Source organism: Spirosoma sordidisoli (genome assembly GCF_004138325.1).
In the GTDB taxonomy this organism is placed as follows: Bacteria; Bacteroidota; Bacteroidia; order Cytophagales; family Spirosomataceae; genus Spirosoma; species Spirosoma sordidisoli.
Window position 1 is genome coordinate 214529 of sequence record NZ_SBLB01000006.1, and the last position, 16132, is coordinate 230660.

Below are 16132 nucleotides of genomic sequence, written 5' to 3' on the forward strand. Positions count from 1 at the left end.
GCGCTTTCCTGACTATGAAAAAGCTGTTGTTTATTTTTCTGATTACGACCGGTACCGTACTCGGTCAGGATAAGCTTGGTATCAGCCGGTTCAATCACCTGGCGCTGCATGTGAAAGACATTCCGGCCAGCGCCACATTTTATCGGGAGGTGCTGGGCCTGAAACCGGTGCCTGTTCCGGACAACCTGAAAGCCACCCGGGCCTGGTTCGATTTGGGCAATGGTCAGATGATTCACCTGCTCGACGGCCGTACCGAAACCATCACCCACGATCGGAACGGTAGCCACTTCGCCCTGTTTGTCGATAACATTGGTCAGTCCGAAGCCTTTCTGAAGGCCAAAAACATAACCTACCACCGGCAGGTCCGCTTCGACGGCGTGGTTCAGCTTTACTTCGCCGACCCGGACGGCTACCTGTTCGAACTGAACGAAGGCAAAAAACCCACAACCGGTTACTGATACAAACAAGGGGTTGCTGATGAGTCAGCAACCCCTTGTTATTTCTCACTTCTTCACCAGCTTTCTGGTATAGACCCTGCCGCCGGCTTCGATTCGGATCATGTAAACCCCCGCTGGCCAGGCCGACAGATCAATGTCGGCGTTAACGGCCGAGAGCAGGCGGGTGTCGTTCCATTGGTGAATGGTCCGGCCCTGCTGATCGACAATAGCACCGCTGACCGACGACGGCCGGGGTAGTGTCAGATTTAGCCGGGTTAGCCCGTCAGATGGATTAGGCATCACGAGCAGACCGGCGTCAGGCTGGCCAAATTCCAGGGCCGGGAGTCGACCCGCCCCAGCCCGTAGGGTTGTGCTCAGCGTGGTTCGGCAGTTTTCCGGCGTACCCGACCCAACCGTAACCGAATAGACGCCAGCCTGGGTAGCTGTCAGGGAGCGTCCGGCTACACCGGTTACTACAGCCCCGTCTTTAGCCCAGGCATAGGTCGGGTACTGGTAATTGGCGCTGGTCGCGGTGAGCGTCACCGACTGACCGGCCGTTATCGCCGAACTGCTGGCTGCGAGGGTGGCCATCGGTGCCGGATACACCGGAATAAGCACATCGTCGGAAAGCACCTTGCGCCCGTCGGCATCGGTAATCTCGGCGATGTAGGATGTGTAGTCCGGATTCACCACCGCCGTTTGGGAGGTAACGGCAGTATAGGTCGGATTCAGCCCCGACAGCCCCGACACCACCTGCCCGCGTACCAGCCACCGAACCGTATAGGGCGCTTTACCACCGGTTACTGTAGTAGACAGAGAGACCGGGCTACCCGCACAGGCTCCTTTTCGATCGTAGGCCGAGCTGGCATCGGCGTTGAAACCCACCGCAGCGGCATCTACCGTCAGCGTAGATACGGCCGTGCTGGTTGCATAGTCGGTTACTTTCAGGCTGTAGGTTCCCAGCTCGCTGTCTTTGATGCTGACATTGCTCAACTCGATACCTTTACCGGCCGCGTACACCTGTCCGCCCGGGATTGGCTTCACCGCGCCGTCGGGAGCCGTGTACTCCCATACGCTGTTGTAGTACGGGGTAGTGCCGTTGACGTTGAACGGGTAGCCACCCGATACAGTAGCCACCAGATAGGCTCCTCCTCCGCTGGCAGGGGAACTCCGGCGCTGTATCTGTACTTTGGGCAGGTCGTTATACACCTGAAAGGTGCTGTTGGCGGAGCATCCGTCGGCCACGCCCCGCAGGCTGAGCTGGTAGATGCCCGGCTGCCGTACCCGTATCGAATCGACCAGCCCCGACTGAAGCACGACCGTACTATCGCGCACCCACTGTAGCGTATGGTAATAGATCTGGCTGATATCGCCCCGGTAGCCACTGGTACTGGCCTGCCGTTTCAGGGTCATCAGACTATCCTTACCGGGAGCCAGAACGATAACCCGACTGTTCCAGTTGTTGAGCCGGTCGCGGCTACTGGTCGTCGGGAAAGCCGTAATCAGGCATTGGCGGGGTGACGCAGCCGCATCAATGGCCAGCAGGTTGTCGCCATTGTATCGCTTCCCGATCTGAATGCCGTTGATCGTACCCAGCAAACTGTTCACAGACTCGTTGTTGACCTGAACGGAGGTTATTTCTCCGTAATTGCGAACGTCGGCCAGCCGCCGGATACTATCGGCTGGCGCCGATGTAAGTTTCAGGATCGTTCCACTCAGCCCGTAGAGCGTCCCATTACGCGACACTACCGTACCTACCCCACCCGGGTAGTTATTGATCTGACCAACCCGCACAGTGCCTGCCGCGGTACTGTCCAGCTGCCAGACGTCGACTTTATACCCGATCAGCTTGCGGTCTTTATCGTAATTCGAGATATAACCGACGCCGAACAGACCCGCGTCGGTCGGGTAAATGGCCGGGCCAAAATCGTAAGCCCCTACCGACTTGATAACCTGTTTGGTACGTCCGTCGGTTAACCAGACCGTATAAGGATCTCTGGTCCCCTTACGGCTTACGATCATCCACTTGCCACCCGTACCAGCGCCCTTCCCATCGGGCCTGAGGGACTGGATGGACCACTGCGAAAGGTTATCGTCCAGCACCTGCAGCGCTCCGGTACGGTTGTCGAGCGCCGAAATCGTAAACCGGTTGAACGGACCACCGGTTGAGTCGGCCGTATGCGTAACAATAAGCTTACTGGCCGGGCCGTCATAGAGGGTGTAGAACCGTTCGTCTCCTTTGGTAAAGGCCTGCGCAGACAGCTGATTGAATTCATATCGCTTCACCTGGCGGATGCTGTCCGTAGCCGGATCGGCCCGCCAGATCTCGTAATACCCCTTACCGGTGGCGGGCGAGCTGGGTAGGTCGTAAACGAGGAACAGACCCTGTCTATCAGCCGTATTCATGTTATAGGCATACTGGCTGCGGCTCCCACTAGCCGGCCGGGGCAGCACTATTTGCCGCAGTACGTTCGGGTTACCGGACCCATTGGTGCGGAAAAGGGTAAAACTACTCTGCTTCGTGTCGCTTTTAAACGTGCTATAGATAACTCCCCGGGTACTGGCCGACACGAAATCAGGATAATCGCTGCTCCCGGCAACCAGCGGTACAGGGGCCGCCGTTCCATTATCCTGAAGCAGCGAGTAGTAAGACCTGCCTTTATCATAGATGGACGACAGCGTATAGATCTGATTGTTCTGCACCAGCATTTGGTTCAGGCTATTGACCCGGTACCTGACAGCCTGATAGTTTATTTCGCGGGTGCCGGCTGCGGTACCGTCTGTTTCCCAGGCCACATTACTGACACTGTTGGAAGAAAACAGCAGCTTGTTCTGATTGGCCGTAAATCGACTGCTAAAGTAACCACCGCTGGTAGCTCCTCCGTTAACGCCCCCCAGATACCCCCCGCTGCCAACCAGAATATCATACTGACTGCCGGTGCTGATGGGTCCGGGGATCAGATCAGCGACCAGGCGGGTACCAGCCTCAGTACCATCTGACCGCCAGAGTTCAACCCCACTCACGCCATCGTCGGCCCAGAAGTAAAGTATATTGTTAAGCACAAATGGCCGAAAGGCTCTCAGGCTGTTTTTTAGCTTGGTCAGACTGATATCGTAGCGTCCTGTAGAGCTGTTGTAATCCGCATAGTAGTAAAATGTCGAGTCCGAGATAAACGCACTCGACTTACCCGCCCGGATATCTTTCACGATTTGGGTACCGGCAGTAGTCCCATTGGTTCGCCAGAGTTCGTAGCCGGTTTTGCCATCGTCGGCCAGGTAGTAGATAAACCCGTTGACGGATACGGCGCCCTGAAACGGTACAATGACATCGGCTTTCGTCATCAGCGAATCGACCCGCTGTGCGTGGGCCCATGCGGTAGCCAGCCAGATAGAAGCTGCTGTGAGCAGCAGACAACGTCGTGTACGTTGGTATAGGTTTTTCATAAAAGCTTGGTGTAGATAGAATGAACTCCTGGGTGAGTCACCGCGACTCCCGGGTTAATATACACAGAAGCAAAATACTGTATAGTAGTAAATTACGGCCGCCTTTCGGTTAATTTACCAGACGGTTGTTTACCCTCCGTTCAATAAAAAAAGCGTCATCAACAACCATTCGTCACGCCCTGCGACCGTTTTCTCAAATGGACGGCTTTGTTGATTGTACGGTCAGTAGCGGTTGTTTATCTTTAAGAGGAAAATTATACGAAATCAGTAAAACTGATAGTTGTACTGATACGTACCTCTCTTCACAACCAACCGTAACCTTCATGACTCAATCAATCTTTACCTCTAAAACGGCCCTGCCCGATCTGCCCGATGCCCGCGGCTTCGATCGCTCTACCCCCGACGAAAAAGCCGATATCTGGCAGCAGGTGCTCAATCATTCTGTAGAAGGACTGGTTGGTCTGGTAGCGGTCCGGAGTGGCGATTCAGATCAGGGAGCCATTGTTAACTTTCGCTACAAATTCATCAACCAGATTGCCCTGCGCGATACGTTCCGGCGTCATCCCGAGCAGCTTCACGATATTACGGGGCGGCTACTGACCGATTTTTTCCCCTCCATCCGCGATACGGCTCTCTTTCATACCTACGTTCATGTCATCGAAAGCGGCAAACCGCAACGGGTTGAGCAACATTATAACGTAGACCACCGCGACATCTGGGTTATTCAGTCGGTAGCTCCCTTTGGGCAGGATGGTGTGATGCTGTCGTATTCCGAAACCAGCGATCTTCACCAGGCCGCCCGTCGCCTGTCCCGCCAGACCAACCTGCTCAACGGGGTGTTGAACTCGTCACCCCATGGCATCGTGGTGTTTGAAACCGTTCGCGACGGCCTCGGTCAGCTAACGGGTTTTCAGATTACGCTGGTCAATCAGATGTTCGAGCTGCAGACCGGCCGTACCAGCAGTTACTTTGTCGGGCTTTCGCTCAACGACATATACCCCATCGGTCCGGGGCGGGTCGAACAGTTGAAACGGCTGCTGGAAACCGGCCAGCCGATCCATTTCGATGAGTTCATCCCGGCGCTCGGCCGCTGGTTCAACATCACCCTGACCCGACTGAACGACGGCTTTGTGGCTACGGTTCAAGATATTACAACTGAAAAGCAGGTTCGGCAGCAGCTCGAAGAAACCGTTCAGGAGCTTCACCGATCGAACCGGAATCTGGAGCAGTTTGCCTACGTCGCCAGCCACGACCTGCAGGAGCCCCTCCGCAAAATCGTCGCGTTTGGCGATGTGCTCAACAGCCAGTTTGCCAGCCAGCTGAGCGAGCCAGCCAGCGATCTGATTCGGCGGATGCAGCGCTCGGCCGGCCGGATGCGTTCGCTGGTACAGGACCTGCTGACCTATGCCCGCCTGTCGGGAAGCCGCGACACGTTCGGGCTGGTTGACCTCAACCAGTTGCTGGCTTCGGTCATGGATGACCTCGAAATAACCATTCAGGAACGAAACACCCGGGTAGACATCGGCATGCTGCCGGCGGTTTGGGGCGATGCGGCCCTGCTCTGGCAGTTGTTTCAGAATCTGATGAGTAACGCGCTGAAGTTTCAGAAGCCCGGTCAGCATCTCAGTGGACCGTTGCCTCACATACGGGTACAGGGTCGGGTTGCCACGGATACCGAGTTGCCCGCCGGACTGTCCGCTACGGATGTGTCGCAGTCGGGTCGGCGGTACGCCATCGTTGAAGTGATCGATAATGGTATCGGATTTGACGAGCGCTACCTCGACCGTATTTTTACCATTTTTCAGCGCCTGCACGGCAATCTGCACTTTAGTGGCACGGGGGTGGGTCTGGCCATCTGCAAAAAAGTTATCGATCTTCACGGAGGTACCATCACTGCCTTAAGCCGTGAGGGTGAAGGAGCCACGTTTGTGCTGTATCTACCTATGCAGTAACCCCTTCACTCCATTCCATCACTATTCATAGCGTGGCCCCAACATTTTGGGTGTAGCCGGGTTCATAATATACGCTCGTACAACACATTTGTGCGCCTATCGGGCTATATCCCCAATCCTCTACAAACGTTTATGGCAGTAATTAACTCAGCGTCCTCATCACGTGAACTAAGCAATAAGCACAACCGACCAGTTAACTCACTTCAGTCGCCTGTTCTGCCCGAAACCGGCGATGTTCGTGATCTGGTTTGCTTTTCACATTTGCGGTGGAACTTCGTATACCAGCGCCCGCAGCATTTACTCAGCCGGGCCACCCAGCATTATCGGGTTTGGTTTATTGAAGAGCCAATTTATGATAACAGTGGTTTGCGCATGAGCGTATGCCGGCAGGACGACCAACTCCACGTGCTGGTGCCGCACCTGCCCCACGGAACTACACCCGCCGATGCACTTCGTCTGCAACGGCAGCTGGTTGATCAGTTTCTGGCCGACGAACGCATTGCCGACTTCATTGCCTGGTATTATACCCCCATGGCCCTGCTGTTCAGCGATCACCTTCAGCCACAGCTAACCGTATACGACTGCATGGATGAACTGTCGGCTTTCTGGGGCGCTCCCCCTCAGCTGCTTGAGCAGGAGAAACGGCTTTTGCAGCGGGCGGGCGTTGTCTTTACGGGCGGCTACAGCCTGTACGAAGCCAAGCAGCATCGGCACCCCAGGGTGTTTGCGTTTCCGAGCAGTATTGACTTCTCTCACTTTTCAACGGCGCGTCAGAATCAGACCGACCCGGCCGATCAGCAGGCGATTCCTCATCCACGGATTGGATTTAGCGGAGTCATTGACGAACGGTTCGACTATGACCTGATTGGTGAGGTGGCCCGTCGTCGGCCCGACTGGCATTTTGTCCTGATCGGCCCGGTCGTAAAAATCGATCCGAACCTGCTGCCCAAGAGTGACAACGTTCACTACCTGGGCATGAAAGCCTATAAAGAATTACCGACTTATTTCAGCAACTGGGACGTAGCCATGCTGCCCTTCGCGCTGAATGACTCGACCCGGTATATCAGCCCTACGAAAACGCCCGAATACCTGGCGGCTGGCCTGCCGGTAGTGTCTACCCCCATCCGCGATGTTGTCCGGACGTACGGCACCGAAGATTTTGTCCTGATTGCGGAGTCGGCCGACGCCTTCGAACAGGCTATCGAGCTGGCCCTGGCGGGCAAACATCCCGGCGACTGGTCGGCTATCGACACCTTCCTGATCGAGAACTCCTGGAACCGGACCTGGAACGATATGCACCGGCTCATGGTCGCCGAAATGAACGTAGCGGTAGAACAGTAAGTCGGGTCGTAGAGCAGCGGTTAACTAGCCGCTGCTCTACACTTACCCCCTCGGTTCAACCAGCACGACGTCTTCTTTCTCGACAACAACCTGCCCTTCGGCCAGTCCTTTGGGCTTTCTGACGTACTTTTTAGGGGTTACAATAACCGGGCACAGGCTATCGGTCCGGCGTTTCGAATACCAGGCTGCCAGCTCGGCCGCCCGTTCAATGACCGTTTTCGGAAAGGGTTTCCCGGCCCGGTATTTAATCAGCACATGCGAGCCCGAAACATCCCGGGCGTGGAGCCACAGGTCATCTTTATACGAGAATTTCTGGGTGAGCAGGTCGTTGTTTCTGGCATTGCGGCCAATCAGGATTCGAAACCCGTCTACCAAAACTTCCTTGAAAAGCGGAGCCGCTTCATCGTCGACGGCCCCCGTTTCCGAAGCCATCAGGTGGTGCTGCTTGATAAAACGACGTAATTCTTTCAGCGTCCTGATGTCGGTCAGCGCCTGTTTGTACTGATCGATCCGAACCAGTTCGGCCTCCCGGTCGGCAACCTGGCCCGTCAGGTGCTCCTCCTCTATTTTCTCGTTTTTGGCCTTCCGGTAGAAATTTTCGGCGTTCTTCTGCGGGCTCAGGTCGGGCTTGAGTTTAAGCGTAACCGGCTGGTCGCGGTAAAAATCGTATAAGGTTATTCGTTCAGGTGATCGACCGCCCTGCCCCTCCGGAATGTCGTGCAGATTGGCCATCAGGATATGTCCCATTTCCTCGTGCGAAACCCCTTCCTCGCGCGCAATGAGTCGCTGCATGGTAGCCTCAATCTGCGCAGCGGCCCGGCGCCGTCGTTTGTCCAGCAGCCGCAGCAGCTCGGCTTTCTCCCGCTCAAAGGTGTTAAGCCCATTATAGGCAATAAAAAACCGATTGGCGGCTTCGATCGGATCGTCGAAGACCCGCACGGGAACCTCCGGGTCCGGCCCGTCGATGGGCAGTAAACTCAAGGCCGGTTTGTAATTGAACCGGGTCAGGTAGTAACGGGGTTCGCTCAGTTCCCGTACCGTTTCCTGAACCAGTGCCCACAGGCGGTCGGGCTCCGTGGCGCTGTCGATCCCCAATCGCTGCTGCTGTTGACCGATGTAGTCATTGACCACCTTGCCAAACGTAGGAAACAACGGGCGATAGGTATAGCCAGCCCGCTCAAACGCCTGGTACGACTGATCAATAGGCCGATCCATAGTGCTGAGCAGCAACTGGTTATCCGTAGCCAGGTTCTGGTTAAACAGATCCACCACCTCGTTTCCCTGAAAAGCCAGCAGGTTAGGGCGGTTACCAAAAAACTTAAACAACAGGGTAAAGTCATCCTCGAGTCGGATAGCCAGGCAGCGTTCGTTGAGAAACGATGTCACGGCTTTTACTGCCCGCCCGGCGCCTTCCTCACCCACCAGCGACTCGAACAGGTTGACGCTGTTGGTACGGGCCCGCTGCACTGTTTCGGGGAAAAGCAGTCCCGAAAAGTCGGGTCGGAGCGTTGCCTTGATGAAGAACGGCTTGTAGTAGTTGATCTTACCCCGCGCCTGCGCAAACACCAGCACCAGTTCATCCCGATCCTGGCTGAAGCATTCCATGAATTTCAGGCCCACCAAGTGCGGCTCGAGCGCAGGCGCCAGCTGACGCAGAAAATAATAGTTTGTGTGCATTACTGTGTGAAGATACAGGATTGGCGGGCAAGCCTATCCGATACATAACCGTTTGCCATCATTTTATCGCTATTTCGGCGGGCTGTCGTATATACACCTATACATCCAGACGTTGCTCATCGATACATACCTAATGCGCAGGGCATCACCGGCTTAAGCATCTGATTTTCTCATCCCGTATACATCGGCCAGGCACCCCTGGCTGATTGTATCAAAAAAGTCCAATAAAGAGCTTCTGTAATCAAATAAGCTGTCTGATGACAACTCCTGCTGACATTAATTTTTTTTAATTTCTCATCGCTAATCACATTTATACACTAAATACCTAGTTTTTATAGGTATATATACTTAGAAATTGTACTCTAACAAGTTAGATAGCGTCAAATTTCTATTTTTAGGGCTTTGCAATATGATTTAACAGATATAATATTTGTGGGATTTACAGCCCAACCAAATTAATCACACAAATAATCCAATCCCGTTAACCTCATGAAGACAAGGCTACTCAGGTTTTTACAGCCTGCACTCCTGAGCGCATTTATGCTGCTCTGCGTTCTGAGCGTGCAAGCTCAGGACCGTCGGCTTACCGGCGTAATCACTAGTGCAGAAGGTGCTGTACCTGGTGTCAATGTGGTGCTGAAAGGTACGCAAACCGGTACAGCTACCGACGCTGAAGGCAAGTTCTCGATCAATGTTCAGGGGTCTAATCCAGTACTGGTCGTTTCGGCCATTGGGTACAAAACCCAGGAAGTCCCCGTAGGCAATCAGAGTACCATCAATATCACCCTGTCCGAAGATGCCACGGCTCTGCAGGAAGTGGTTGTAACGGGTTACTCGACCGAAAACCGTCGTGACGTAACCGGTGCCGTTTCAACGGTAAAGCCTGCTCAGTTGCGGGTTGTTCCGTCGACCAACGTCGAGCAGCAGTTACAGGGCCGCGTGGCGGGGGTAACCGTCATCACCAACGGGCAGCCGGGAACGAGCAGCCAGATTCGGGTGCGGGGCTTCGGTTCGTTCGGGGGTAACCAGCCACTCTACGTAGTGGATGGCGTACCTACCCAGACGGCGCAGTTCATCGCTCCTGACGACATCGAAACCACAACCGTGCTGAAAGATGCGGCTTCGGCTTCGATCTACGGAGCCCGGGCCGCTGCCGGCGTTATCGTCCTGACCACCAAGAAAGGACAGCGCCGTGCGCAGAAGCTGAGCGTCAGCTACGACGGGTTGTTCGGCGCTACCGATCCCGGTAAAAGCCTGCCTATCCTGAACCCGCAGGAGCAGGCCGACTGGACCTGGCAGGCGCGTCGGAACGACATTTTCCAGGCCGGTGGCACGGTAGGGCCCAACAGCTTTACGGGTATTGCCAACGGCCAGTACGGATCGGGCCAGACCCCCGTTCTTCCCGACTACCTCCTGGTAGGCAATACAGTAGGCGTGGTTGGCTCGGTTGATCTGGAAGCCGAACGGCTCAGATACAATACCGACCCCAACAACACCTACCTGGTTATTCCGGCTAATAAAGCAGGCACTGACTGGTACCGGGAAATTACCCGGGTAGCTCCGCTGCAGCGGCATACGCTGGGTTTCCAGGGCGGTACCGAATACAGCCGGTACTACCTGAGTCTGGGCGTACAGAATCAGGCGGGTATCATTACGAACAACAACTTCTCGCGCTACACCTTCCGGGCCAATACCGAATTTGACGTTACCAAGAAAATCCGGTTTGGCGAGAACCTGCAGTTTGCCTACGTTTCGGCGACTGGTCTGCAGGGTGGTACCGGCAGCTCGCTGGGCAACAACACCAACAACAACTCCAGCGTAGCGTCAGACGAAAACGACGTACTGCTGGCGTTCCGGATGCCTCCCATCATTCCGGTATACAACTCGTTTGGTGGCTATGCCGGTACCAAAGCCCCTGGTTTCAACAACCCGCGTAACCCCGTTGCCAATCGCCAGAGCTCAGCCGACAACCTGAACTACACGCTGTTTGGCTTCGGTAACGCCTACCTCGAGTACGACGTGATTCCGGCGTTGACGCTCCGCAGTAGCCTGGGTGGTACGTACTTTGCCAACTACAACAACTTCTACAGCCGCGCCCAGTACGAAAACTCGGAGAACAACACCAACTACACCTACGGCGAAGGCGCCAATACGGGTCTGGCCTGGACGTTCACCAATACGGCTCAGTACAAGAAGACGTTCGGCATCCACGACATCAGCGCGCTGGCCGGCATCGAAGCCCTGAATACAGGAAGTGGCCGGGGCATCAACGGTACCGGTATCAACCCGTCAACCACGGATCCGAACTACGTGACCCTGAGCACCACAACGCCGGGTTCGTCGCGATTGGTGAACAGCTACTACGGCCTGGGTAACAACTTCTACTCGCTCTTCGGTCAGGTTCGGTATACCTACAACGACAAGTATATTCTGACGGGCGTTGTTCGTCGCGACGGGTCCTCGCAGTTTGGTGCCTCGAACCGCTACGGCGTATTCCCGGCCTTCTCGGCCGCCTGGCGTATTTCGTCGGAAGAGTTCCTGAAGAGCATGCCGTGGATCTCGGACCTGAAAATCCGGGGTGGTTACGGGCTCATGGGGAACTCCAACTTCCTGAGCTCGACCAACCAGTATAGCCTGTACGCGTCGAACCCCGGTAACGGCTACGACATCAACGGCGGTAACACGGCCATTGCCCCCGGCTTCTACCGGAGCCAGATCGGCAACCCGAACGCCAAATGGGAAACCAGTGTATCGTCGAACATCGGTATCGACGGTGCGTTCTTCAACAACAAGCTGGAGGTTGTGCTCGACGTATGGCGGAAAGATACCAAAGACCTGCTGTATCAGCTGGCCCTGCCCGGCGTTGTGGGTACACTGGCCAGCGCTCCGTTCCTGAACCTGGCCGGTATGCGGAACCAAGGTATCGACCTGCTGATCACGAATCGCGGCACTATTTCGGGCGATCTCAGCTACGAGGTTACCGGTATTGGTAGCATTCTGGACAACAAAATTACGGCCATCGACCCATCGGTTCCTTACTTCACCGGTGGTGGTACCCGTCTGCCGGCGGTAGTGCGGAACCAGCCTGGCCACGCGCTGTCTTCGTTCTACGGTTATAAAGTAGTTGGCCTGTTCCAGAGCCGCGAAGACGTGTCGGGTTCGCCCACGCAGAGTGGGGCGGCTCCGGGTCGATTCAAATATGCCGACACCGACGGCAACGGAACCATCGATGATAACGACCGGCAGTTCCTGGGCAGCCCGATTCCGAAGTTTACCGGTAGTATTACCCTGACCCTGAAATACAGAGGGTTCGACCTGAATACCAACCTGTACGCATCGCTGGGCAACCAGATCTTCAACAACGCCCGCTGGTTTACCGATTTCTATCCGTCGTTTACGGGAGCCGCCGTTAGCGCGCGGGTGAAAGATTCGTGGACACCACAGAACACGAACACCACGATCCCCATTTTCGAGTCGGCCTCCAACTTCAGCACCAACACGCAGATCAACTCCTACTACGTAGAGAACGGATCGTACGCCCGGATGCAGTACCTGACGGTTGGCTACACGTTCCCGAACGCGCTGCTCGACCGGATCAACCTGAGCCGCCTGCGGTTGTCGCTGTCGGCTACCAACCTGTTCACCGCCACGAAATACAGCGGTCTCGACCCGGCCGTAGGTGGCTCGGCTGATACCAACTTCGGTATCGATGTTGGTAACTACCCGGTTACCCGCGGCTACAACGTTGGACTGAGCTTTGGTTTCTAACCCTAACAGAGTCATGACAGGCGGAGTTGGCCCCGCCAGACCCCGCCTGTCAGCCTATAAACGTCTGTAAAATCTGATCATGAAAAAGCCGATTATAAAAGGAATAACCCTAACGGCCATGCTATCGCTGGTCACGTTCGCCTGTAGCGACAAATTTCTGGACCTGTCCCCCACCGGCACGTTGCGCGGGGGAGACAGCCAGCTCTTCAGCAAAGCCGGTATTGAAAGTACGCTCGTTTCCACCTACGCCCAGCTGAATGGACGCGGTTTCTCGCGGGCAGCCAGCTCGTTTAACTGGGTACGCGGCAGCGTATCGGGGGGCGATGCCAACAAAGGCTCCAACCCCGGCGATGCGGGCGGTAACAGTAACTTCACCACCTTCCAGCGGTTCGAGCTGCTGCCCACCAATGGCGACGTGAACGACAAATGGCGGGGTATGTACGAAGGAATCAGCCGGGCCAACGCCGTACTGCGCGCCATTCCGCAGGCCGCAGCCGATGTGTCGGACGACGATAAGAAGCGGATCTCGGCCGAAGCGCGCTTCCTGCGGGCCCACTACTATTTTGAGCTGAAGCGCTCCTTCAACATGGTACCGTACATCGACGAAACCGTCGATTACGGATCGGGTATCGAGAAAGTACCGAACAACACCGATATCTGGCCCAAGATCGAAGAGGACCTCAAGTACGCCCAGACGAACCTGCCCGCTACCCAGAGTGCGGCTGGCCGGGCTAACAAGTGGGCAGCTACCGCCTACCTGGCCAAAGCCTATCTGTACCAGAAAAAATACACCGAAGCCAAGCCCCTGTTCGATCAGGTTATTGCCGAGGGCGTAACGGCCAGAGGAACCAAGTACGATCTGGCCGCTAACTATACCGATGTGTTCAACGCAGCTACGGAGAACAACGCGGAATCGATCTTCGCTACCCAGTCGGCCGCCAACACGGGTTCGGTGAGTAACTCGGCTCAGGAGCTGGACCTCAACTTCCCCTACAACACGGGATCGAACGGTCCGGCGGGCTGCTGCGGGTTCTTTGCGCCCAGCTTCGAACTGGCGAACTCGTTCCGGGTGAACGCCAACGGGCTGCCGCTGCTCGATGGTTCGTACAACACCGGTGCCAATCAGCTGAAGAACGACCAGGGTATCGACTCAAAAACGCCTTTCACCCCCGACGCTGGCCCTGTTGATCCGCGGCTCGACTGGTCGATCGGACGCCGGGGTATTCCCTACCTCGACTGGTCGATCCACCCCGGTCTTGACTGGATTCGCGATCAGAGCTTTGCCGGTCCTTACTCGCCCAAGAAGTTTATCTTCTACAAATCGCAGGATAAAACCCTGACCGACGTAAGCTCCTGGACCAACGGCTATTCGGCCATCAACTACAACATCATCCGCTTTGCCGACGTACTGCTGATGGCCGCCGAGGTTGAAATTGAGGTAGGAAGCCTGGAAACTGCCCGTACCTACATCAACCGGGTTCGGACACGGGCCGCCAATCGTACGGCCTGGGTAAAAGCACCGGATGGCAGCAATGCCGCCAACTACGTGATCAGCAACTATACGACCCCGTTTGCCAGCAAAGAAGCCGCTCGTACGGCCGTTCAGTTTGAGCGCAAACTGGAGCTGTCGGGCGAAGGCCACCGTTTCTACGACCTCGTTCGCTGGGGTAATGCCGCTCCGGTGCTGAATGCCTTCATCGCCTACGAAAGCCAGCGGCTTCCGACGGGCTATGCCGGTGCCAGATTTACGGCGGGTAAAGATGAATACATGCCGATTCCGCAGACCCAGATCGACTACCAGGGCCGCGACGTGCTGAAACAAAATCCGAACTATTAAGTAACGGAGCATCCGTACCCACGAAGACGCCCCCGCTGATGGTCAGCGGGGGCGTCTTCGTATAAACAATACCCGCCCGGCCTCAGTTGTTATCCTACTAAACAACTCGACTAACAGCATGGCTAACAACAAAACCACCGACCAGCCCGGCTCGAATGACAAACGGCCGCATGGCGAGCATACGCGCAACCACGAAGCCCGCGACACGAGCGGCCTGCGCCCCAACGCCGAGCAGACAATGACCAACGCGAATAAAAGCAAGCAGGGGCCCGAAGACGAGCACGACCCGGCGCTGCATGGCAAATCAAAAGCCGAACTGGCCGAAGAACGGGGTGGCCACGGGCACTCTGGCCACAGCAGCAGCCGCAATGGCAGTAGAAAGTAAGCGATATTGAGTTATGCATGATGGGCGACCAGCACGTATCGAGTGGAGGGCGCTCATCATGCATGACTCATCAATCGGTACCGATGGACTTTTCCCGACTCAGAGCCGAACTCAGGCAGGAACACAAGGATATTCTGGCCTACTGGCAGCGCCACGCGCCCGATCCGGTCAACGGCGGTTTCTACGGCCGGGTCGATTATCAGAACCGCCCCGATCCTGATGCGGAGAAAGGCATTGTGCTGAACAGCCGGATTTTATGGACGTTTTCGGCCGCCCTGATCCACACGCAGCACGACGATTACCGCCCCATTGCCGACCAGGCCTTTCAGTACATCAGGCAGCATTTCGTCGATCCGCAATACGGCGGAGTGTATTGGTCGGTCACCGCCAAAGGCCAGCCCAAGCAACCGATCAAGCAGCTGTATGGGCAGGCTTTTACCCTATACGGGCTGAGTGAGTACGCCCGCGCTACCGGCTCCGCGCCTGCTCTGGCGCTGGCTAAAGAGATCTTCCAGACCATGGTCCGGCACGCCCATGACCCGAAGAAAGGCGGTTTCCGCGAAGCCTTTGCCCGCGACTGGTCCGCTACGACCGACTATATCCTCAGCAAGTCCGACAGGCAGGAAACCAAGACTATGAACACCCACCTCCATATTCTGGAGTCGTTCACGGCCCTGTACCGCGTCTGGCCCGACAAGACCGTAGCCGATCAGATACGGGGTATGCTGGCCGTCTTCACGAACCATATCGTTGACCCCAAAACGTACCGCATGAACCTGTTCATGGATGACAACTGGCAGGTACGCCGAACCGCCGTTTCGTATGGTCACGACATCGAAGCCTCCTGGCTCCTGCCCGAAGCCGCCGACGTGCTGGCCGCCAGAAACCCCGCCGATAAACCCCTTCAAAAGCAAATCCGGACTCTGGGTATAAACATGGCCCGCGCGGCTGCCGATGGCTACGCGGCCGACGGAGGTATGAACTACGAATACGAGCCCGACACCCGACACCTCAATCAGGAACGCTCGTGGTGGGTGATGGCCGAAGCTATGGTTGGCTTCCTGAACGCTTACCAGCTCACCAATGAGAAACCCTTTCTCGACAAATCCATTGCCAGCTGGGAGTTTACCAAGAAATACCTGCTCGACACCAAAAACGGCGAATGGTTCATGGGCGTCGACGCGAACCACAAGGTGCTCGGCAACGACAAGATCAGCATGTGGAAATGTCCGTATCACAACAGCCGGGCCTGCCTGGAAATGCTGGACCGGCTGGAGCACCTGCGCTAGCG

General features: G+C 56.0%; 9 protein-coding genes. 7 read left to right on the plus strand and 2 right to left on the minus strand.

What is annotated here, in order from left to right:
- Nucleotides 1-14 precede the first annotated feature (14 nt).
- Nucleotides 15-458, plus strand: coding sequence for a VOC family protein (locus tag EQG79_RS21235; protein WP_129603804.1), 444 nt, complete (start codon nucleotides 15-17; stop codon nucleotides 456-458).
- Nucleotides 459-503: 45 nt separating this feature from the next.
- On the opposite strand, the gene EQG79_RS21240 is transcribed toward EQG79_RS21235, so the two are convergent.
- The gene (locus EQG79_RS21240) at nucleotides 504-3881 is read right to left on the minus strand and encodes a T9SS type A sorting domain-containing protein (RefSeq protein ID WP_129603807.1); all 3378 of its coding nucleotides are present in this window, start codon (nucleotides 3879-3881) and stop codon (nucleotides 504-506) included.
- Between the two features lie 323 nt (nucleotides 3882-4204).
- Here EQG79_RS21240 and EQG79_RS21245 point away from each other — a divergent pair, with 323 nt between their 5' ends.
- Both EQG79_RS21245 and EQG79_RS21250 read left to right on the plus strand, forming a co-directional pair.
- Complete coding sequence (locus EQG79_RS21245) at nucleotides 4205-5833, plus strand: sensor histidine kinase (protein WP_161492751.1); 1629 nt, start codon at nucleotides 4205-4207, stop codon at nucleotides 5831-5833.
- Between the two features lie 132 nt (nucleotides 5834-5965).
- Nucleotides 5966-7174 carry a glycosyltransferase family 1 protein gene (locus EQG79_RS21250; protein WP_129603810.1) on the plus strand — a complete coding sequence of 403 codons (1209 nt, stop codon included), beginning with the start codon at nucleotides 5966-5968 and terminating at the stop codon, nucleotides 7172-7174.
- Nucleotides 7175-7216: 42 nt separating this feature from the next.
- Here EQG79_RS21250 and EQG79_RS21255 read toward each other — a convergent pair whose 3' ends face one another.
- Nucleotides 7217-8851, minus strand: coding sequence for an NFACT RNA binding domain-containing protein (locus tag EQG79_RS21255; protein WP_129603813.1), 1635 nt, complete (start codon nucleotides 8849-8851; stop codon nucleotides 7217-7219).
- 489 nt (nucleotides 8852-9340) lie between these two features.
- Here EQG79_RS21255 and EQG79_RS21260 point away from each other — a divergent pair, with 489 nt between their 5' ends.
- From EQG79_RS21260 to EQG79_RS21275, 4 genes are all read left to right on the plus strand, one after another.
- The gene (locus EQG79_RS21260) at nucleotides 9341-12619 is read left to right on the plus strand and encodes a SusC/RagA family TonB-linked outer membrane protein (RefSeq protein WP_077921270.1); all 3279 of its coding nucleotides are present in this window, start codon (nucleotides 9341-9343) and stop codon (nucleotides 12617-12619) included.
- 79 nt (nucleotides 12620-12698) lie between these two features.
- Nucleotides 12699-14456: a RagB/SusD family nutrient uptake outer membrane protein gene (locus EQG79_RS21265; RefSeq protein WP_077921271.1), complete on the plus strand. Its 1758-nt coding sequence runs from the start codon at nucleotides 12699-12701 to the stop codon at nucleotides 14454-14456.
- A gap of 118 nt (nucleotides 14457-14574) precedes the next feature.
- Nucleotides 14575-14841, plus strand: a complete 267-nt coding sequence (locus tag EQG79_RS21270; RefSeq protein WP_077921272.1) for a hypothetical protein — start codon at nucleotides 14575-14577, stop codon at nucleotides 14839-14841.
- Between the two features lie 83 nt (nucleotides 14842-14924).
- Nucleotides 14925-16130, plus strand: a complete 1206-nt coding sequence (locus tag EQG79_RS21275) for an AGE family epimerase/isomerase (RefSeq protein ID WP_077921273.1) — start codon at nucleotides 14925-14927, stop codon at nucleotides 16128-16130.
- The last annotated feature ends 2 nt before the right edge of the window (nucleotides 16131-16132 follow it).